The sequence below is a fragment of the Salinivibrio kushneri genome, from assembly GCF_027286325.1.
Classification (GTDB): Bacteria; Pseudomonadota; Gammaproteobacteria; order Enterobacterales; family Vibrionaceae; genus Salinivibrio; species Salinivibrio kushneri_A.
Map to the genome: position 1 here is coordinate 1979331 of NZ_CP114588.1, position 19991 is coordinate 1999321.

The 19991-nt window shown below is 51.5% G+C and carries 17 protein-coding genes; 3 read left to right on the top strand and 14 right to left on the bottom strand.

Translation table 11 applies throughout. The annotated features are described in order from the left end of the window. Positions 1–27: 27 nt before the first annotated feature. The 9 genes from N8M53_RS09310 to fabB all read right to left on the bottom strand — a co-directional run bounded on the left by N8M53_RS09310 (position 28) and on the right by fabB (position 12665). The gene (locus tag N8M53_RS09310) at positions 28–525 is read right to left on the bottom strand and encodes a CvpA family protein (RefSeq protein WP_046075246.1); all 498 of its coding nucleotides are present in this window, start codon (positions 523–525) and stop codon (positions 28–30) included. A 61-nt stretch (positions 526–586) separates the two neighbouring features. Further along, positions 587–1135: an SPOR domain-containing protein gene (locus N8M53_RS09315; RefSeq protein WP_269578574.1), complete on the bottom strand. Its 549-nt coding sequence runs from the start codon at positions 1133–1135 to the stop codon at positions 587–589. Positions 1136–1147: 12 nt separating this feature from the next. Next, entirely contained in the window at positions 1148–2398 is a 1251-nt protein-coding gene (gene folC, locus N8M53_RS09320; protein WP_269578575.1) for a bifunctional tetrahydrofolate synthase/dihydrofolate synthase, read from the bottom strand. A gap of 65 nt (positions 2399–2463) precedes the next feature. Then, positions 2464–3390: an acetyl-CoA carboxylase, carboxyltransferase subunit beta gene (gene accD, locus N8M53_RS09325; RefSeq protein ID WP_269578576.1), complete on the bottom strand. Its 927-nt coding sequence runs from the start codon at positions 3388–3390 to the stop codon at positions 2464–2466. A gap of 167 nt (positions 3391–3557) precedes the next feature. Continuing rightward, positions 3558–4343 carry a tRNA pseudouridine(38-40) synthase TruA gene (truA, locus tag N8M53_RS09330; protein ID WP_269578577.1) on the bottom strand — a complete coding sequence of 262 codons (786 nt, stop codon included), beginning with the start codon at positions 4341–4343 and terminating at the stop codon, positions 3558–3560. A gap of 136 nt (positions 4344–4479) precedes the next feature. Then, complete coding sequence (locus tag N8M53_RS09335; RefSeq protein ID WP_269578578.1) at positions 4480–8751, bottom strand: FimV/HubP family polar landmark protein; 4272 nt, start codon at positions 8749–8751, stop codon at positions 4480–4482. Positions 8752–9033: 282 nt separating this feature from the next. Beyond that, the gene (locus N8M53_RS09340; RefSeq protein WP_269578579.1) at positions 9034–10047 is read right to left on the bottom strand and encodes an aspartate-semialdehyde dehydrogenase; all 1014 of its coding nucleotides are present in this window, start codon (positions 10045–10047) and stop codon (positions 9034–9036) included. Next, positions 10044–11198: a 4-phosphoerythronate dehydrogenase gene (locus N8M53_RS09345; protein ID WP_269578580.1), complete on the bottom strand. Its 1155-nt coding sequence runs from the start codon at positions 11196–11198 to the stop codon at positions 10044–10046. Before N8M53_RS09345 ends, N8M53_RS09340 begins: the two co-directional genes overlap by 4 nt. Before the next feature lie 252 nt (positions 11199–11450). Beyond that, positions 11451–12665: a beta-ketoacyl-ACP synthase I gene (gene fabB / locus N8M53_RS09350; protein WP_269578581.1), complete on the bottom strand. Its 1215-nt coding sequence runs from the start codon at positions 12663–12665 to the stop codon at positions 11451–11453. A gap of 118 nt (positions 12666–12783) precedes the next feature. On the opposite strand from fabB, the gene mnmC reads away from it, so the two are divergent. Beyond that, positions 12784–14784 (top strand): bifunctional tRNA (5-methylaminomethyl-2-thiouridine)(34)-methyltransferase MnmD/FAD-dependent 5-carboxymethylaminomethyl-2-thiouridine(34) oxidoreductase MnmC, encoded by a 2001-nt coding sequence (gene mnmC, locus N8M53_RS09355; protein WP_269578582.1) that lies wholly within the window; start codon positions 12784–12786, stop codon positions 14782–14784. Positions 14785–14893: 109 nt separating this feature from the next. On the opposite strand, the gene N8M53_RS09360 is transcribed toward mnmC, so the two are convergent. Together N8M53_RS09360 and N8M53_RS09365 are read right to left on the bottom strand one after the other, a co-directional pair. Next, positions 14894–15172 (bottom strand): YfcL family protein, encoded by a 279-nt coding sequence (locus tag N8M53_RS09360; RefSeq protein ID WP_269578583.1) that lies wholly within the window; start codon positions 15170–15172, stop codon positions 14894–14896. Between the two features lie 4 nt (positions 15173–15176). Continuing rightward, positions 15177–15728 carry an elongation factor P hydroxylase gene (locus N8M53_RS09365; protein ID WP_269578584.1) on the bottom strand — a complete coding sequence of 184 codons (552 nt, stop codon included), beginning with the start codon at positions 15726–15728 and terminating at the stop codon, positions 15177–15179. Between the two features lie 200 nt (positions 15729–15928). On the opposite strand from N8M53_RS09365, the gene N8M53_RS09370 reads away from it, so the two are divergent. After that, the gene (locus N8M53_RS09370; RefSeq protein WP_269578585.1) at positions 15929–16552 is read left to right on the top strand and encodes a trimeric intracellular cation channel family protein; all 624 of its coding nucleotides are present in this window, start codon (positions 15929–15931) and stop codon (positions 16550–16552) included. Positions 16553–16609: 57 nt separating this feature from the next. Here N8M53_RS09370 and aroC read toward each other — a convergent pair whose 3' ends face one another. Beyond that, the gene (aroC, locus tag N8M53_RS09375) at positions 16610–17683 is read right to left on the bottom strand and encodes a chorismate synthase (RefSeq protein ID WP_269578586.1); all 1074 of its coding nucleotides are present in this window, start codon (positions 17681–17683) and stop codon (positions 16610–16612) included. A 177-nt stretch (positions 17684–17860) separates the two neighbouring features. Next, positions 17861–18793 carry a 50S ribosomal protein L3 N(5)-glutamine methyltransferase gene (gene prmB / locus N8M53_RS09380; RefSeq protein ID WP_269578587.1) on the bottom strand — a complete coding sequence of 311 codons (933 nt, stop codon included), beginning with the start codon at positions 18791–18793 and terminating at the stop codon, positions 17861–17863. A 120-nt stretch (positions 18794–18913) separates the two neighbouring features. Between prmB and smrB the strand changes: the two genes are divergently transcribed. Continuing rightward, positions 18914–19444 carry an endonuclease SmrB gene (smrB, locus tag N8M53_RS09385; RefSeq protein ID WP_269578588.1) on the top strand — a complete coding sequence of 177 codons (531 nt, stop codon included), beginning with the start codon at positions 18914–18916 and terminating at the stop codon, positions 19442–19444. A gap of 38 nt (positions 19445–19482) precedes the next feature. On the opposite strand, the gene sixA is transcribed toward smrB, so the two are convergent. Continuing rightward, a complete protein-coding gene (gene sixA / locus N8M53_RS09390; protein WP_420066609.1) occupies positions 19483–19947 on the bottom strand; it encodes a phosphohistidine phosphatase SixA in 465 nt (154 codons plus the stop codon). Positions 19948–19991 lie beyond the last annotated feature (44 nt).

Genomic DNA, 19991 nt, shown 5'->3' on the forward strand with positions numbered 1-19991 from the left:
GCGATTCCTTGTTACGCGAATATCATCCTAAGATCCGGCGATCTCAGGTAAGAAACTGGAACTGTTCTCGAGATAGTGGAAAAACCATTCAATCACTACCGCAAAGTTAGGAATAAGTTGCGATCGCCCCCATGCTTGGGTGTGAGCCACCGACGTAAAGGCATCAAGGAAAAAGAGCATCGCGGCGATAATGAGTACACCACGCACACTTCCAAACACCATACCCAGCACCCTATCGGTACCAGACAACCCGGTTTTCTCTACCAACTGAGCAATCACATAATTGACCACCGCCCCTACAATTAAGGTGGCAATGAACAATAAGGCTATTGCGCTACCATTACGAATAACGGCATCTTCAATATTGGTCAGGTACACCGCCAGTTGCGTATAAAACTGACTGGCGATAAAAAACGCACCAAACCATATCACCAATGACAATGCTTCTTTAACAAAGCCTCGAATCACACTAACTAGCGCCGAAAAACCAATGACGCCAATAATGAGGTAATCAATCCAATTCATCGTATTCACTTGCTCGAGACGTGCGCATTCTAACAGAAAAAATGCTCACGCAAACGTTTTCTTATTGGGTAAGTGGGTCAAATTTACGCAATTGACCCTTCAATCCTGTCAAAGATTGCAAATCAGTCAGTTGCGACGCCAGCGCGGATTTCGAAACGTGAGGCCCCACGACCACCTTGGCTAAATCACCCGGTTGGATGTCTTTGGGTAAGATGTGTGCTTGGTAGCCTTTTTCGCGTAATTGCTTGACCAAACGTCGTGCGTTGTCTTGGTTGCGAAAGGTGCCGAGCCGGATCATCCACGCGCCCTCTTGATTACTGGCTGAAGAAGAGGCTGTTTCTCTAGACGCTGGTTTCGGTGCAGGCTCACTGTCCGTTTCGTTTGTCTGACGCTCTTTAACCTTGGTGTCTGGCGCGTCTACTTCAACCACTTGTGGTGCTTTAATCGGTGCTTGGCTTACCTCACTATCAAAATCATCCCGTAGTGGGATACTTTCATAGCTCTCTTGATAATGTTCTTTTTTGCCATCAAGCACATCTGGCAGCACTATCACCCCGATAGACACCAACACCAAGGTACCAACGATTCTTTTTTGTAACTTACTGGCCACAATGACTCCGTTTTAGTTAAGCTCGCTCATTACCTGTCCAACGGTATGAAACGACCCAAATACGACCACACAGTCTCGCGCAGGTTCAGCGTGTTTTAACGCATGCTGATAGGCCTCGCTAGGTGACGCAAACTGTTGTGATGCCGATACAGGCAAGCTGTCGGCGGGTGCGCCTCGAGGCACGGATAATGATGCCGGATACCAGTGGTCAACGATACCGTCAAGGCAGGCTAAGGTACCCGCCATGTCTTTATCAGATAACATGGCCACCACCGCATGCACGTGCCCGCCCCGTTCAGCTTTACACTCAGCCAATTTCTCTGCCAAATAAGCGGCCGCGTGCGGATTATGAGCAACGTCAAACACAGTGTAAGGCGCCTTGGCGACAACCTGCATTCGCCCCGGTACCGACACCGATACTAGCCCGTCAGAGATGTGCGTGTCTGCAATTTCCAGATCGGCAACGCCCAAAGCCATCAAGGCAGTAGCAGCGTTTTGTAACGGTATTGCCGGGATGGGCAACGCTGTCAGCTCAAACGCCCCTGCCGCCCAACACCAACTATCATCAGTGATTGTATATTGATATTGATAGCCCAGTTGGTGTAGCTCGGCGCCAATACTGTCAGCATGTGCAGCTACGCTCGCTGGTGGAGAGGGCTGACCGCAAACAGCGGGTTTATCAGCTCGGAAGATACCTGCTTTTTCGTAGCCGATTTGATTAATGTCATCCCCTAGCCAATCACAGTGATCAAGCGCGAGGCTGGTGATCACCGAGACATCATGCTCAACCACATTAGTGGCATCGAGGCGTCCACCCAGGCCAACTTCTAAAATAACGACATCCAGTGCATGCTGCTTGAACAGGTGCAGTGCGGCCAAGGTGCCGAACTCGAAAAAGCTCAAGCTGGTCTCACCACGTGCTTGTTCAATCATCGCGAACGCTTGACTATGCGCACCATCGTCTAGCTGTTTGCCATTAATGCGCACTCGCTCATTATAGTGAGTGAGGTGCGGGGAGCTATAAACACCGGTGCGATAACCCGCATGCTGCAAAATCGATTCCAGCAGCGCACAGGTTGTGCCTTTACCATTGGTTCCCGCAACGGTAATCACTGTCGGCGCAGGCTTGGTCAGTTGTGCGTTTTCCGCCACAGCCGCAACGCGTTCAAGGCCAAGATCGATGGCACTGGTATGGATGCTTTCTAGATAAGACAGCCACGTCGTTAAAGAGGACGTGGCTGTTGGGTGTTGTAGTTCAGACATTGACTTGGTCAGTTACTCCATGATGGGCAAATGATACCAAGGATAGCGCCGTGGGACACGGTCAATTATTGGTCTTGAGAAGGTGGTGCCGCTTCAGGGTCAAGATCAGGCTTGTCTTGCTCTACATCGACCACAAGCGGTGAGTGAATGTTATTCAATTTAGCAAGCAGCCCCGCCAAGCGTTGACGCATTTCTCGACGATCGACGATCATGTCAATCGCGCCATGCTCAAGCAAGAACTCACTGGTTTGGAAATCTTCCGGGAGGTTCTCACGCACCGTCTGTTCAATCACTCGGCGCCCTGCGAAACCGATAATCGCTTTAGGCTCGGCCACATTGATATCACCTAACATGGCAAAACTTGCCGTCACCCCACCATAAGTCGGATCGGTTAATACCGAGATAAACGGCAGGTTGTGGCGAGAAAGGCGTTCCAATGCAGCACTTGTTTTTGCCATTTGCATCAGTGACATAAGCGCTTCTTGCATACGCGCACCACCACTGGCAGAAAAGCACACCAAACCGCAGTTATTTTCGATCGCCGCATCCACCGCTTTAACGAAGCGAGCACCCACAACGGCTCCCATCGAGCCGCCCATAAATTTAAACTCAAAGGCACAAGCCACCACAGGTACATCAAACACGCTGCCTTTCATGACCACAAGGGCGTCTTTCTCGCCACTCGCTTTTTGCGCCGACACTAAGCGATCTTTATACTTTTTCGAATCGCGAAATTTCAACACATCTTTGGGTTCAAGCTCACTAGCAATCTCTTCACGCCCGTCTTTATCCAAAAACACGTCGAGCCGACGCCGTGCTGGCATGCGCATATGGTGTTCACACTTTGGACATACTTCCAAGTTACGCTCGACATCCGCGTGATAGAGAACTTGATCACACGACGTACACTTGGTCCACACACCTTCTGGAATCGACGCCTTGCGTGATGAACCAATATTACTTTTGGTTAATATTTTTTCTAGCCAGCTCATGGACAACCTTTACTTAGTAATAACTATCGTGAACGGATAGCTATCTTGGATTCGTAACAAATTAGACCGAATTAAATCACAAGTCTGTCAGACTTGGGATAAAAAACTGGTACTACCTATTCTCTCTCCGTGCTGTTTGAGTACAGCGTACTTGCCGACACAATCACCTAATCCGGCAAAAACAAGGGGCCAATGGGTGAGTGAGGCAACCCAAACGTGTCAGGATAGTCCACCTCAACCAAATACAAGCCTTCAGCTTTCGCCGTCGCGGCAGCCTGGGTCCGATCTTTTTGTGCCAGCAGCCAAGCCATCCACTCAGGAGGCTGCTCTTGACGACCGACCGTCATTAAGCTCCCAACAATATTGCGCACCATATGATGCACAAACGCATTGGCTTTAATATCAATCACAATAAAGCGTCCTTGACGGTTGACCGATAAATACATCACGTTCCGCCAAGGGGAGTTCGATTGACACTGAGCGGCACGGAATGATGAAAAGTCATTCTCCCCAAGGAGATACTGACCTGCTCGGTGCATTAAGGTTTCATCAAGTTCAGCATGATAGTGACTCACTCCCTTGGCTAAGATCGCCGGGCGCAAGGGATGATTATAAATCACATAACGATAGCGTCGCGCAGTGGCACTAAAGCGAGCATGAAAATCGTCTGTCACGGGCTTCGCCCATCGCACCGCTATCGGATCCGGCAAGTTCGCATTGACACCCATCGTCCAAGCTTTTAAAGGACGCTGATTGTCAGTGTCAAAATGGACCACTTGTCCTGTTCCATGCACGCCAGAGTCGGTACGTCCCGCACACTGTACGGCGACAGGATGATTGGCAACCGTCGATAAAGCACGCTCTAGGTGTTCCTGCACACTCGTGACTTCTCGTTGCTTCTGCCAACCGTAAAACTGAGCGCCATCATACTCAATGCCTAACGCGAATCTCATGCCCTGCCTTCTCGTTACTCGTCAATAAGGCGCCGCATTATACCCATAAAGCCTTCGAGTTGCAGGTTAAAAGCGCGTGCTTCGCCATCACTGCCGTCATAAAGAAACAGGCAGCTTTCGCTACCTGTTTGTGTCACTACCTCAGCTGTTCTAACAACTGACGCGCTTCTTGCTGCAAGGCCTTGTTGCCCGATTGCATCACTTTTTCGAGCAAGGAAATCGCCCCATCGACATCGTTCATTTCCAAGTACGCTTTGGCAAGGTCAAGGTTCGTCGACGCTTCAGTGCTCGCGGTATCACCGTCAACATCAATGGCACTGATATCTTCTAACACATCAGGAAACTCATCTAAACCCACATTCAGGTTCATTTCCGCTTTATCAGGATCGATATCTGGCGTAGAGCCATCATCTCGCATGAGCTCCTCAATACTGATGTAGTCATCTTCTTCTTGCTCTTCACCAATCAACTCACTTTCTGCTTCTCCCTCACCCAGTAGATCTTCATCTAAGGCTTCCTCGAGTTCAAAGGTGTCCAGTGAGGCAGGGTCTATTGCGGGTTGCTGACTCCAGTCTTCACTCTCTGCTTCAGGTTCAGGTTCGTTATCAGCCTGCCACACTGCCGCTTCTTCATCGGATAGTGAGGAAAGATCCAGTGGCGTGTCATCGTCTGACTCGGAGAGCAGTGCCTCCATGTTTAAGCCACCCACTTGATGATCGTCATCGTCGAGATCGCTGATATCTCGCTCATCACGTTCAGGCGCTTCCGCGGTGGCGTCACCCTCTTGCTGCTCGTCTAAGTAAGACTCTAGCTCGCGCTGCTCTTCAAGCGCAGCGCTTAGTGCGTCGTCTTCGCCAAACTCGCCAAGTTCATCAAGCGAGAAGGAGTCAAATTCATAGTCACGCTTATTGTTTGGCTCTGGCTCTGGCTCTGGCTCTGGCTCTGGCTCTGGCTCTGGCTCTGGCTCTGGCTCTGGCTCTGGCTCTGGCTCTGGCTCTGGCTCTGGCTCTGGCTCTGGCTCTGGCTCTGGCTCTGGCTCTGGCTCTGGCTCTGGCTCTGGCTCTGGCTCTGGCTCTGGCTCTGGCTCTGGCTCTGGCTCTGGCTCTGGCTCTGGCTCTGGCTCTGGCTCTGGCTCTGGCTCTGGCACGCTATCTAAATCCGCTTGCTCTTGCTCGTCAACCGGTTCAGCGTCTGCCAGTGCCGCTTCCTCGTCGTACTCAGGTAAACTGGTTAAATCAAGTAAGTCTTCTTCGGTAATGTCATCGAGATTATCACCGTCATCCGCTGACTCTTCATCTGCCTCGCCGGTAGCTTCTGGCTCAGCCGGTTCGTCCGTCGGCGCATCGTCTTCGCTTAGTTCTGCTTGCGGCTCGTCGTCAGTGTCATCATCAGCGACTGGCGCTTCATCTGTCTCGCCGGCAGCTTCTGGCTCATCCGATTCGTCCGTTGGAGCATCGTCATCCGCTGACTCTTCATCTACCTCGCTAGTCGCTTCTGGCTCGACTGGCTCGTCCGACGCTGCATCGTCTTCGCTTAGTTCTGCTTGCGATTCGTCTTCCGCGTCATCGTCACCTACTGGCGCTTCATCTGCCGCCTCGTCGGTAGCTTCTGGTTCAGCCGATTCCTCCGCCGGTGCGTCGTCTTCATTTAACTCGGCTTGCGGCTCGCCGTCAGTGTCCTCGTCAGCCGCTGACGATTCATCTTCCTCGCCGCTAGCTTCTGGCTCAGCCGATTCCTCCGCCGGTGCGTCATCTTCGCTTAACTCGGCTTGCAGTTCGTCATCATCGTCATCCGCTGACTCTTCATCTGCCTCGCCGCTAGCTTCTGGCTCAGCCGGTTCGTCCGCCGGTGTGTCGTCCTCGCTTAACTCTGCTTGCGGCTCGTCGTCAGTGTCATCATCAGCGACTGGCGCTTCATCTGTCTCGTCGGTAGCTTCTGGCTCAGCCGATTCGTCCGCCAGTGCGTCGTCTTCATTTAACTCGGCTTGCGGTTCGTCTTCCGCGTCATCGTAAGCCGCTGACGATTCATCTTCCTCGCCGCTAGCTTCTGGCTCAGCCGATTCCTCCGCCGGTGCGTCATCTTCGCTTAACTCGGCTTGCGGCTCGTCGTCAGTGTCATCATCAGCGACTGGCGCTTCATCTGTCTCGCCGGTAGCTTCTGGCTCAGCCGATTCGTCCGCCAGTGCGTCGTCTTCATTTAACTCGGCTTGCGGTTCGTCTTCCGCGTCATCGTCAGCCTCTGATGCTTCATTTGCCTCGCTAGCCTCTGGCGCGGCTGGCTCGTCCGTCGCTGCACCGTCTTCGCTTAGTTCTGCTTGCGGTTCGTCTTCCGCTTCGTTGTCTTGCTCGGTTCGAGCCTGTGATCCTTGTTCAGTGTCAGGTGTGTCTTCTGATTGCTCATCCGACGCGTAAAGAAGTTGCTCGAGCTCCGCTTCGTTCGGATCACTGTCATCTTCTTCTCCCCATAGTGCCGGATCGTCCTCATCAGCGAGTGGGTCTGGTTCATCGTCATCCCCCAACACTTCTTCTAGTAAAGCGTCCGAGTCTTCTAAATGAGGGTCATCATCTTTGTCTAGGACTTCATCCAGTAAGGCATCGCTACTTTCATCGAATTCGCCTTCGGTCTCATCCCCTTCATTTAGCCAGCTATCCTCGTCTTCTTCGTCACCGACAAGCTCATCAAGCAACTCTGTCGTGTTATCGAGAGAAACCGCGTCGTCATCGTTATCATCATCAGATAAGTCAATGTCTTGGCTTAAATCCAGCTCAGGTTCATCGTCGAGCACCGAGTCAAATAGCGCGTCATTTGGCGCTTGATCATCATTGCTTTCGCGCTCTTTTGAAGCTTGATCTTCCGTCTCAGCATTTTCGCTCTCAGGCTCATCCGCGGTTGATGACTCTTCTTCAACGGCGTCTCCACCGGCTTCACCTGCCAACAAGGCGTCGATATCATCGACATCACTGTCATTGCCTTCCTCGAGCGCTTTGGCCCACTCTGCGGCAAGTGCTTCATCAGCACTCATTTCCTCTTCAGGTTGCTCTGCGTCGTCCGTTTCTGATTCGCTATCCTCGTCGGAGGATGTGTCATCGTCGGCGCTTTCTGTATCAGCCGGTGGGGTATCTGCCAATTCGTCCAGCGCGCGCTCCATGTCTTCTAGACCGATCGCGTCATCGCTAGTGGGCGCGACACTCGATTCATTGCCAGCCATGTCATCGAGCTCGTCATCAAGATCCAGATCGTCTAGGTCGGTATCATCGCCAAAGGCAATATCCTCATCCGCTGGCCCATCGTCGGTGATTTCTAACTCATCGTCATCTTGCGCATCGTCAACATCGTCTTCATCCGGATCTGGCACCATGACCACTGGCATATCGTCCATATCATCATGATCCAGTGCCGCGGGCTCTTCCGCATCTTCCTCTTGCTTTCTGCGACGTGCGAGGAAGAAGAAAATCGCCCCTGCAATCAAGGCGCCAGGGATGATGGCCAACATAGCCAGCAACAATGGGCTATCAAGTAAAGATTCAACCGCTGATGGTGGTTGGGTGTCCTTCGCCACTTGTTGCTGGCGCTGGGTGTCTAAAAATGCTCGGATCTCTTTATTGAGCTCGGCATCACCACTTATCTGTTCTTTTAACGCGCTCAACTCGTGCTGTACTTCAGATAAACGGACCTTGAGCACATGATTGCTCTCAACCAGGCGAGTCATCTCTTGGTCAGAGGCTTGCAGCTGAGATTGTAAATTTTGTACCACTTGTGGTTCGGGGGAGCTCGCTTGCGGGTTATCGCCACTGGGTTGAGTATCAGACGCGTCTTGGCTATTTGACGCTGATTGGGTCTGCGCAGCTTGGTTATTATCAGCTTGTGCTGACTGTGGTTGTGGGCTCGGTTGTTCCACCTGCTCGCTGAGTGGCGTCGCATTTTGTGCTTGCTTACGCGCTTCATCAATTTCAAGCCGATTGATCACATCTTGAGTGCTTTCTCGCTCAATTTGCGCCAGCGTCGGCATCACTAAGGTGCTACCCGGCTGCAAGCTATGAATATTGTTATTGGTGAACGCGTCAGTATTTAGACGAAAAATCGCACCGAGTGTCTGATACACACTCACTTGCGTGTTGGGACGCATTTGTGTCGCAATCGACCATAAGGTTTCGTTGGCCCCTGTTGGGCCATACTGCTGTGCTGATTCAACCGTTGACGTCGGCTGGGGCGAAGTGGTTGTTTCCGCCACCATTTCATCTTGCGGACCCAAGATGCGTATTGCCGCTTCGACCGGCACCGTTGAAACACTGACAAGCGCAACCGTCACCAACCCCGCAACGGCAACGAGGTGCCGCTTAATGCGATGCGGGGTTAGGTTCAATCGTGTTTGAGAAGAAGACTGTTCACTTTGCTGTGCGTTGGACACACCCGCACTCCCTTATGGCAGAAATGGCCTCACTAAATATCTAACTATATCGGAAGCCATGCTAAAAACTGTAGTTTGGTGATATAAAAGTGTGTTGTTCGATCAAACTGTGGGCGCTCTGCCTCAGTTTTATCGCGATGATACATCACCACACTCAATGTATCGCTCGGCTTTGCAAGTTTAATGCCTAAAAAAATACCCCATCGGCGGATGGGGTATCAATCAGTCTAAGGTAGCGGTGCGTCAACTATCACGCTCTTAGCATCGCTACAGGCTTTTCGACTAAAGATAATCGCGAACCAACACTTCAGCAATTTGCACCGAGTTAGTTGCTGCACCTTTACGCACGTTATCCGCCACAACCCAGAGGTTTAAACCGTTAGGGTGACTAATGTCGTTGCGAATACGTCCGACGAGCACCTTATCTGAGCCAGTGCCTTCTTTTACTTGTGTGGGGTAATCTTCCCCTTCAAAGACCTCGATGTGTTCATGCTGACTCAAGATCGCCACCGCTTCCGTTGCGTCAATCGGTTGACGGCACTCAAGATGCACGGCTTCAGCATGACCGTAAAACACGGGCACTCTCACACAAGTAGGGTTAACCCCAATCATCTCATCGGCAAGAATTTTCTGGGTTTCCCACACCATTTTCATTTCTTCTTTGGTGTAGCCATTTTCCATAAACTGATCAATGTGGGGCAAGCAATTAAAAGCAATTTGCTTGCTGTATAACGCAGGCTCCGCATCTTGGCTGTTAAGCAATTTAACGGTCTGTCCGGCAAGCTCATCGACGCCTGCTTTGCCTGACCCTGAGACCGATTGGTAGGTGGACACATTTAAACGTTCGATACCCACGGCATCATAAATGGGTTTTAATGCCACCAGCATCTGAATCGTCGAGCAATTTGGGTTAGCAATAATATTACGATTACGAAAGTCACCAATCGCGGCTGCGTTCACTTCAGGCACCACTAGGGGGACATCAAAGTCGTAGCGGAACTGTGACGTGTTGTCGATAACGACAACACCGGCATCCGCTGCAATCGGTGCCCAGTGCGCAGAAGCCTGCGCGCCCGCCGAAAATAAGCCAAGCTGGACCTGTGTCCAATCAAATTTGTCGACATTTTGCACACGCAGGCTCTCACCTTTGAAGCTAATGGTTTCACCTGCACTTCGCTCACTCGCGAGGAGGTGTAGCGTGCCAATGGGAAAATCGCGCTCTTCTAAAATCTCGATCATGGTGCGCCCTACCGCACCGGTTGCGCCCAAAATGGCAACGTCAAATGCTTGTGTCATGCATGCTCCTCAATACTAAAGCCCAGCTTAGCCAGCGACTGTAACCCGAAATCAGCCTGTCCGGCTACCGTGATCGCACTGTACTCGCGTCGATCCCAGTAATTTTTTCGCAATTGGTCAAAGGCTGTACGCTGAGCTGGTTTGTCATCACCTGCGGCATGCATCGCACGACGAAAATCACTGTCATCTCGGCGAATATCGTAGACCAATTGGGTCAGTGCCATCAGATCGCTTTGCTGCCACGGCTGTGCCAAGGCAACGTGTGGGATCGGCGCCGTAGGCAGCAGCTCACTGGCATGCACACGATGAGGCAGGTCAAGGTGTTCACACAGAGCGTTAAAGACCATGGTGGTGCCGCGGGCTTTTCCTTCCAGACCATAGCCTGCAATATGAGGCGTGGCAAACGTAAGCAGGTCCATAAGCGCAAGGTCGACCTCAGGCTCATGTTCATAAACATCCAACACCGCATCAATGTCGCCTCGCGCTAACCGCGCTTTAAGTGCCTGGTTGTCAACAATCGGGCCACGCGCAGCGTTTATCAAAATGCTTCCTGACGCAAGCGCCTCTAACCGAGCGTGATTCATGAGGTGGTAAGTGGGATGCTCACCGGTCGTGGTCAAAGGCGTATGGAAAGTGACCACGTCCGATTGTGCGATCAGAGTGTCAATGTCCACCATGTCAGCAAGGTTTTCTCGAGCCTGACGAGGCGGATCGCAAAGCAAGGTTTTAATCCCAAGTGCCGCAAGTCGCTTGGCCAAGTAGTCCCCCACATGACCCACGCCAACAATACCGACTGTGCGGTCGGTCAATTTAAAGCCCTGCTGTTGTGCCAATACCAATAAAGCACTGATCACATACTCCGCGACCCCAACCTTGTTACAGCCAGGCGCTGCTGTGCCATAAATGCCTTGTGCGTGTAAGGCGTTAAAATCAAGATGATCTTCACCCGCGGTGGCTGAACCGACAAAACGCAGACGGGTGGCACCGTCAATCAGCGCATGGTTCACTTGCGTGACGCTTCTCACCATTAATGCATCAGCATCGATTAAGTCCGCGGCACGGATTGCACGCCCGGGTAATGCGACCACCTCACCCAATTGACTAAACAAGGTTTGGGCATAAGGCATGTTTTCGTCTACGACAATTTTCACGTTCAACGTCCTATATGAGTTGGTGCATCGCGTATCGGATGCTAAATGCGAGAAGGTTATTGTATCTGTCTCACGGTAAGAAAACACCCTTCAGCTGAGCGGGTTACCCCGCTTATCGGGTAGCCTCAGGCATAAAAAAACCCGGCCGAAGCCGGGTAAATCCAGGACCTGAAAGACCATTAACGGCTCTCAACGATAATGGCCCGTGTCTGATGGCAGAGTCTCTCTGCAAACCTGGAAATAGGCGCGGTATCAACCGCGATACTTTTCTATCACCAAGGTGGCGTTGGTCCCGCCGAACCCAAAGCTGTTTGACATCACACGCGTCAGTGCTTGCTCTCGCGGTTGCGTCACAATATCTAACCCTTCAGCCGCGGGATCCAAGTTATCAACATTGATACTCGGCGCGACAAAGCCTTGTTCAAGCATCAGGGTTGAATAGATGGCTTCGTGCACCCCTGCTGCGCCGAGCGCGTGACCTGTCATTGACTTGGTGGCTGAAATGGCTGGGCTCTTACCGCCAAACACTTCCTGGATCGCCCCAAGCTCTTTCACATCCCCTACTGGGGTTGAGGTCCCGTGCGTGTTGATGTAATCAACCTCACCATCCACATCTTGCATCGCCATGTTCATGCAGCGCACTGCGCCTTCACCCGACGGCGCAACCATGTCATAACCGTCAGACGTTGCACCGTAACCGACAATTTCACCATAGATGGTCGCACCACGTGCTAGCGCATGTTCAAGCTCTTCCACGACCAGCATGCCACCGCCACCAGAGATCACGAAACCGTCTCGGTCCGCGTCATAGGTGCGAGATGCCTTCTTCGGATCGTCGTTGTATTTGGTTGACAGCGCGCCCATGGCGTCAAACATCATGGTCAGTGACCAGTCCAGCTCTTCACCGCCACCGGCAAAGACCACGTCCTGTTTGCCAAGCTGAATCAGCTCAAGGGCGTGACCAATACAATGTGCCGAGGTCGCGCACGCTGAGCTCATGGTGTAGTTCACCCCTTTGATTTGAAATGGGGTAGCTAGGCACGCAGAGACCGTGGATGACATGGTACGTGGCACCATGTAAGGCCCAACACGCTTCACCCCTTTTTCGCGTAACGTATCAACCGCAGTGACTTGGTTAACCGATGACGCGCCACCTGAACCGGCGACTAAGCCAGTTCGTGGGTTAGAAACCTGCTCAGGTGCTAGGCCCGAGTCTTCAATTGCTTGCTCCATTGCCAAGTAGGCAAAGCCAGCCGCGTCACCCATAAAGCGCATTCTTTTGCGATCAATATGGTCGGCTGGGTTGAGTTTGAGATCACCCCAAACATTGCTACGCAGCTTCATATCTGCAAACTGCTGAGAAAAGTTAATGCCAGATTTTCCCGCTTTGAGCGACTCCAGCACTTCTTTGACGTTGTTACCAATACTGGAAACAATCCCCATGCCTGTAATGACAGCTCGTTTCATGATTCTTTCCTAGACGTTAATTTCGCAGTGGATGATAGCGTTTTTAAAGCTGATAAGTGGTCAGCTTTCCTTTGAGCCAGTACAATTTCCTTTTTCCTTTCCTGTGTAAGAGGCATTTGTGAGCACTCCCTCGATCGACCACGCAAAAATCAGCTGGAATGACACGGGCACGCCCGTTGCGGATCAGTTCGATGACGTCTATTTTTCCAATCACGACGGCTTGGCCGAAACCCGCTACGTGTTCATCGAACAAAATCAACTTCCCGCTCGTTGGCAACGCGCCACATCGCCCCGATTTGTGGTTGCGGAAACCGGCTTTGGCACTGGGCTCAACTTTCTCGCCACTTGGGCGGCTTTCGAGCAATTCCGTCAAGCCCATCCCGACGCGCCTGTCACCCAGCTTCACTTTATCAGTTTTGAGAAGTACCCCCTGACAGTAGAGGATCTTGCCCGTGCACATCAAGCTTGGCCAGAGCTGGCGAACTACGCTGAACAGCTACGCGCTGACTACCCTGTTCCGTTAGCCGGTTGTCAACGAATCGTCTTGGCTCAAGGTCAGATTACACTCGATTTGTGGTTTGGTGATATTAAAGATTGGTTACCACAGGTACCGACAGGCCCGAAAGGAATTGTTGATGCATGGTTCCTGGACGGTTTTGCCCCAAGCAAAAACCCAGAAATGTGGAATCAAAATTTGTTTAACGGTATGGCAAGACTTGCACGCGAGCAGTGTACTTGCGCCACCTTCACCGCCGCCGGCTTCGTGCGCCGTGGCCTTATCGAGGCAGGCTTTGAAATGAAAAAGGTGAAAGGTTTTGGCCACAAACGAGAAATGTTGGCAGGCGCACTGTCTGTTCGCCAAGACCATGCCAGCTACTCACCTTGGTATGCGCGCATACCCGCCTCAACAGCGGACGACATCGCCATTATTGGCGGTGGCATTGCCAGTGCCGCCTTGATCACTGCATTGCTTCAACGAGGCAAGCAAGTCACGCTTTATTGCCAAGACCCGCGCCCTGCTACTGGCGCATCAGGTAACCATCAAGGCGCCATTTATCCGCTTTTAAATGGCAATAATGATAACTTAAGTCAGTTTTTTGCCCCCGCATTTTTGTTTTCACGGCAATTTATTCAACAACAAAACGCCCAAGGCACCGCTTTTGAGCACGACTGGTGTGGGGTAACACAGCTGGGTTACGACGACAAAAGTGCCGCTAAGCTAGCTAAGATGGCCGGTGGTGCCTTCCCTGAGGTATTGGTCACGCCGTTAGATGCCGATGGCGTGAGCGAGAAAGTCGGGTTAGAAACCGGGCACGCCGGCGTGTTTTATCCGCTTGGCGGTTGGATAAGCCCGCAACAATTTACCGCGGGCGTGATTGATGCGGCGATAGCCAGCGGGCAGCTGCGTGCCCATTTTGATTGCCCTGTGAATGCGCTGACGCAATCGAACAATGGTTGGACACTCGATACCAGCATTGGTCATGTTTGTCACCAAAATGTGGTGATCGCTAATGGTCATCAAGCAGGTAGCTTCAGCCAAACACAGCCTATTCCGGTCTATCCGGTGCGCGGTCAAGTCAGCCATGTACCTACCAATACCGACCTCAGTAAGCTCAATACGGTACTGTGTTTTGAAGGCTATTTAACGCCGGTCAATCAAGCAGGAGAGCATTGCTTGGGGGCCAGTTACAGTCGAAATAATGCCGACCTCACTTTCCAAGCTAACGACCAAACCGAAAACCAACAGCGTCTCACCGGTTGTATTGATACCGGCTGGGCGCGTGACGTGCCGGTTGCAAAAGAAGGACGTGTGGGCGTACGCTGCGCCAGTCGCGACCATTTACCTTTTGTGGGCAACGTGTGTGATTACGACGCCTTGGTTTCCGCCTACCAAACCTTGCAAAAAGACAAAGAAAGAGCGAATTCCGTTCCCGTTTATCCAGGGTTATTTTGCTTACTGGGGCTCGGCTCTCGCGGCCTCACCTCCGCCCCATTGGCGGCAGAAGTGCTAGCTGCGCAGCTGTGTGACGAGCCTTTGCCTTTACCTCAGTTGGTTCTGGACACGCTGCATCCAGGGCGGATGTGGGTCCGTAAGCTGCTAAAAGGCAAAGCACTGTAGCAGCCCTCGAACAAGGTCAACAAAAAAGCCATCGTCAAGGCGATGGCTTTCCTTTTGCCAAGAGGTATCGTATGCAATACCTCTTAGTGCCCCATTTTAAAACAGCGAGTTACACGTCTTTTTCCACTTGCTGTTGCAATAAATCCCACAGCGCCCCGACGAGACGTTGATCGCCGGGTGACAGCTCACTGGCATTGTCATTGAGACTGGCATCGACGCGCGCTTTCAATGCTGATACCTCATCAACGCCTTCCAACTCACAGTCCGCTGCCGCTAAAGAAACGTGGCCACGTAAATAGCCACTGGCAAACAATTCATCGTCTGAGGCGGTTTCTACCATCTCATCGATTAACGCTAAAATGCGTGCTTCGTAGTCTTGAACTCTCATCTTTTTAACCTTGGCTTGGCAACGTAAAGGTATCTGGCGTCAACGGTGCAACACCATAAAAGTCTCGCAAGGTATCAGAAAACTGCTTGGCGCGCACGGGTAAAGCTGGGCTTCCTTCAGTGTCAGAGATATAGGCGATCACTTGCTGGCGGACTTTATCAGTAAACGCGTGGCGATCGGGCTCCACCCCACTTAAGTTGTCGCAGCTTACTTGAAAGCGAAACCCACAGCTTGCAGAGAGAATCCACTCAATCGCTTGTGGCTTCACTTCTACGGCCTCAAAGGCGGCTTGCGTATCAGCGTCACGACCGTCTGGATGATACCAATAACCATAATCTTCCCATTGACGGCGCTGCTCACCGGCAATAGTCCAGTGTGCAATTTCATGCAATGCAGAGGCAAAAAAGCCCCGCGCAAAGATCACGCGGTGATGAGGGCAGGAAGCATCCGCAGGTAGATAAATCGGCTCATCCCCGCCAAGCAACAGCTCAGTATTGAAAGAGGCAAGAAAGGATTGGTTAAAAAGTCGGATCAAGTCGTGATAATCGTGGGTCATACTGCACTTTAATAAGATTAAATATCAATAAAAAACAAAAAGAGACACTGAGCGATAAAAAGCCGCACACACTTCGGCTAAGCCTTTCAATATACACATTCTTTTTAATTCATTTTTTACTACAAATTTGATTGTGCAAGACAAATAAGGCCACTACAATGCGCGTCAATTTCTAATCCCAATGTAAGGTGTCGGGTTGTATGTTGTTATTGACGCTTTATGTCATAGGCATTACTGCGGAAGCCATGACAGGTGCGCTCTGTGCCGGGCGAAAACACATGGACTGGTTTGGGGTGATGTTTGTCGCCAGTGCCACCGCTATCGGCGGCGGAACCGTCCGCGATATTCTTTTTGGCCACTACCCTCTGACTTGGGTTGCTAACCCGCACTTTCTCGTGATCACCTGCCTAGCTGGCTTAATCACGCCATGGATTGCCAGTTGGGTTGCCCGCAATTATAAACTGTTTATCACCTTGGATGCACTGGGCCTTGCCGCTTTTAGTATTATCGGTTGCCGTGTGGCAATGGATATGGGGTTACCGCCCTTAATTTGTATGGTGTCTTCGCTGATCACCGGTGTTTTTGGCGGACTACTACGCGATCTAATATGTCGCCAATCGCCCATGGTATTGCATAAAGAGCTGTATGCCTTGGTCGCCTTTGTAACCGGTGCGCTCTATTTTAGTTTGATTCGACTCGATGTCGGTGAACTGATTGCGACCGTCGCCAGTTTAGTGATTGGGTTTGGGTTCCGAATGGCGGCTGTTCGCTTTAGCTGGTCGTTACCGGTTTTCCGCTTTGAAGCCCCTTCCTCTCTACACTGATAAAAAAACCGCACAACGTAGTGCGGTTTTTGTCTGTCGCGTGAGAGGCGCGCACTGTTAAGTGCCGGGATTTTCGCCCATTTGGCCGCGATGACGCAGCAAGTGGTCCATCAACACAATCGCCACCATCGCTTCGGCAATTGGCACTGCACGGATCCCTACACACGGGTCATGACGACCACGTGTCACCACATCCGCGGATTCACCGTGAACATCAATACTCTTGCCAGGCACGGTAATGCTGGAGGTGGGTTTGAGCGCTAAATGTGCCACTAGTGGCTGGCCTGATGAGATCCCACCAAGAATGCCACCGGCATGGTTTGAGGCAAAGCCGTCAGGATGAATTTCATCACGATGCTCACTGCCACGCTGATTCACCACATCAAAGCCATCTCCAATTTCGACCCCTTTCACCGCGTTAATTCCCATCAACGCATGAGCAATGTCAGCGTCTAAACGGTCAAATACCGGCTCACCAAGGCCCACTGGCAGATTGTCAGCGACAACGGTCAGTTTGGCGCCAATCGAATCTCCGTCTTTTTTGAGTTGACGAATAAGTGCGTCTAGTTCATCGATCTTATTCACATCTGGGCAGAAAAAGGGATTTTGCTCAACTTGTTCCCAATCCACCGTATCGATAGTCACTTCTCCCATTTGCGCCAAGTAAGCACGCACTTGAATGCCGTGCACTTGCGCCAGGTATTTTTTAGCCACCGCGCCTGCAGCCACGCGCATCGCCGTTTCACGCGCTGACGAGCGGCCGCCCCCGCGGTAATCGCGGATGCCATATTTATGGTGATAGGTGTAGTCTGCGTGACCTGGGCGAAACACATCTTTGATTTTGGAGTAATCTTTGGAGCGCTGATCGGTGTTTTCGATCATTAAGCCAATCGATGTCCCCGTGGTTTGGCCTTCAAACACCCCAGAAAGGATTTTCACCGCATCAGGTTCACGGCGCTGAGTGGTGTATTTAGACGTGCCGGGACGGCGCCGGTCTAAATCATGCTGCATGTCCGCTTCCGTCAGCGCCAATCCTGGTGGGCAGCCGTCAATAATCGCCCCTAACGCAACGCCGTGGCTTTCTCCAAAGGTCGTGACGCGAAATATCTGTCCTATCGTGTTGCCTGCCATGCCTTCCTCTACTTGCCTGATGGGCATTGTTGTATTTTTGCGTACTTTGTTAGCAATTAACCATAAAGCAACCAAAGACGCAAAAAAAATCCAGGCGCATGAGGCATGCACTTATCAGTGATAGAGAATAAAAAAGCCAGCTCGAGGCTGGCTTTGTGTCGAAAAGACGTCTTACCGCTAGTCGCGATAAAGCGCAAATTCATCAGCACACGCAACGAGATCTTGGCGGCTGATCATAAACACACCATGACCGCCGTTTTCGAACTCAATCCACTGCAAAGGCAAATGACCGTATTGCTCTTGCATGTGCACGATAGAGTTGCCAACTTCACAGACTAAAACACCTTCTTCTGTGAGGTAATCGGGAGCATTAGCAAGCATACGACGCACTAACTTTAAACCATCCGTGCCTGCGGCAAGCCCCAGCTCAGGTTCATGACGAAACTCATCCGGTAAGTCGTCCATATCCTCCGCGTCAACGTACGGCGGATTGCTCACAATTAAGTCGTATTTATCGTGCGGGACATCTTTTAGCAGATCCGATCGCATCGGGATCACTTGCTCTTCCAAGCCATGATCCTGAATATTGATTTCAGCCACATCCAGCGCATCGGTGGAAATATCCACCGCATCGATCTCTGCCTCTGGAAACGCATAGGCACAAGCGATGGCAATACAACCACTGCCCGTGCATAAATCCATAATCCGGCGAGGAGGATGCGGCAAGATACCAGCGAATTCTTGCTGGATAAGCTCACCAATCGGTGAACGAGGAACGAGCACGCGCTCGTCAACAAAAAACTCTAAGCCACAGAAATACGCTTTGTTGGTCAGATAGGCAACCGGTGTTTTATCATTGATACGTGCAATGACACGCTCAACAATACGATGCTTTTCACTGGTGGTCAGACGCGAAAAGCGCGTTTCTGAGGGAACATCAATCGGCAAGTAGAGTGTCGGTAACACCAACTGTACCGCCTCATCCCACGCGTTGTCGGTGCCGTGGCCATAAAACAAGCCTGCCGCATTGAAACGGCTGACGGTCCAGCGCAGCATGTCTTGCAGCGTATGTAACTCGCTGACCACCTCTTCAGTAAAAATCGTATCCACATTGGCCTCCATCGGCTTCATGCAATTGGGGGTCGCCCTTTGACGCGAGGTCAGTACAATAAGCAGCATTTTGAGCTGGCTGAATGTACAATTCAGGTCATCACCTCGGGGACAGTTTTTATGAGCAAAAAACCATCGATGACGGAAGAGGACTTGGCGCTATTCCGTGATGCCGTCAAAGGCGCAAAAAAGTTGGAGCAGGATACCATAAACCCACCACAACGCCAGACGACCAAAACGCGCAAACAACGTCAGTTTGAGCGACAGAGTAGCGATCATGCGTTTTACTTTTCCGATGAGTTCGAGCCGCTGCTCAGTGAATCAGGCCCAATGCAGTACGCCCGCCAGGATGTCTCTAAATACGAGGTCAAGCGGCTTCGTCGTGGTGTGTATGTGCCCGATATCTATCTCGATTTACACGGGATGACACAAACAGAAGCGAAGCGAGAGCTGGGGGCGATGCTCGCGGCCTGTGTGAAAGACGGCATTCGTTGCGCCAGTGTGATGCACGGGATTGGTAAACGGGTACTTAAAGACAAAATCCCCCTGTGGTTAGCACAACACCCTAACGTAATGGCATTTCATCAAGCGCCAAGAGAATTTGGTGGGGATGGCGCATTACTGGTGCTGATAGAAGTGCCCGAGCGCTAAAAGTAATACTTAGCTCAAGCACCTTTTTCACTCGCTAATTAAAGCTGTCGTGGCGACATATGCGCACTAAGCGATGCCTTTTGGGTGGTGACGTCTACGTCAATCATGGCCATGGCTGACGTGGCAAACATCGGTGGCTGCCCTTCTTGTACCCACTCATTGGTGAGATAGCCGACTAACGGCAGGTGTGATACCACCAAAACAACACTGGGCTTTTCTACCTCAATCATCGCATTCAAATAATCATAGACACGGTCGCTTTGCCCAAAAGGGGTGATCTCTTCTTCAGTGATCACCTCTCCCACGTCGGGCAATAAAGGCGCACAGACTTGCCATGTTTGTTGTGCGCGTAAGTAAGGACTCACCAACACTTTATCAATCATTTTCCCATCTAATTGCTGGTTCAGCCACGTCGCCATCTGTTTACTTTGTTGTTCACCATTGGCAGTTAGCGCGCGGTCGCTATCACTGGCCGCAAATGCTTGCGCTTCGCCATGACGCATTATGATTAATTTCATCGCCTTAATACCCACATTCATATGCCAAG

Excerpts from the sequence above, each read along its gene's own strand:
- N8M53_RS09310 (WP_046075246.1), bottom strand. The coding sequence starts at position 525 with ATGAATTGGATTGATTACCTCATTATTGGCGTCATTGGTTTTTCGGCG.
- folC (WP_269578575.1), bottom strand. The coding sequence starts at position 2,398 with ATGTCTGAACTACAACACCCAACAGCCACGTCCTCTTTAACGACGTGG.
- accD (WP_269578576.1), bottom strand. The coding sequence starts at position 3,390 with ATGAGCTGGCTAGAAAAAATATTAACCAAAAGTAATATTGGTTCATCA.
- truA (WP_269578577.1), bottom strand. The coding sequence starts at position 4,343 with ATGAGATTCGCGTTAGGCATTGAGTATGATGGCGCTCAGTTTTACGGT.
- N8M53_RS09340 (WP_269578579.1), bottom strand. The coding sequence starts at position 10,047 with ATGACACAAGCATTTGACGTTGCCATTTTGGGCGCAACCGGTGCGGTA.
- fabB (WP_269578581.1), bottom strand. The coding sequence starts at position 12,665 with ATGAAACGAGCTGTCATTACAGGCATGGGGATTGTTTCCAGTATTGGT.
- N8M53_RS09360 (WP_269578583.1), bottom strand. The coding sequence starts at position 15,172 with ATGAGAGTTCAAGACTACGAAGCACGCATTTTAGCGTTAATCGATGAG.
- N8M53_RS09365 (WP_269578584.1), bottom strand. The coding sequence starts at position 15,728 with ATGACCCACGATTATCACGACTTGATCCGACTTTTTAACCAATCCTTT.
- N8M53_RS09370 (WP_269578585.1), top strand. The coding sequence starts at position 15,929 with ATGTTGTTATTGACGCTTTATGTCATAGGCATTACTGCGGAAGCCATG.
- aroC (WP_269578586.1), bottom strand. The coding sequence starts at position 17,683 with ATGGCAGGCAACACGATAGGACAGATATTTCGCGTCACGACCTTTGGA.
- smrB (WP_269578588.1), top strand. The coding sequence starts at position 18,914 with ATGAGCAAAAAACCATCGATGACGGAAGAGGACTTGGCGCTATTCCGT.
- sixA (WP_420066609.1), bottom strand. The coding sequence starts at position 19,947 with ATGCGTCATGGCGAAGCGCAAGCATTTGCGGCCAGTGATAGCGACCGC.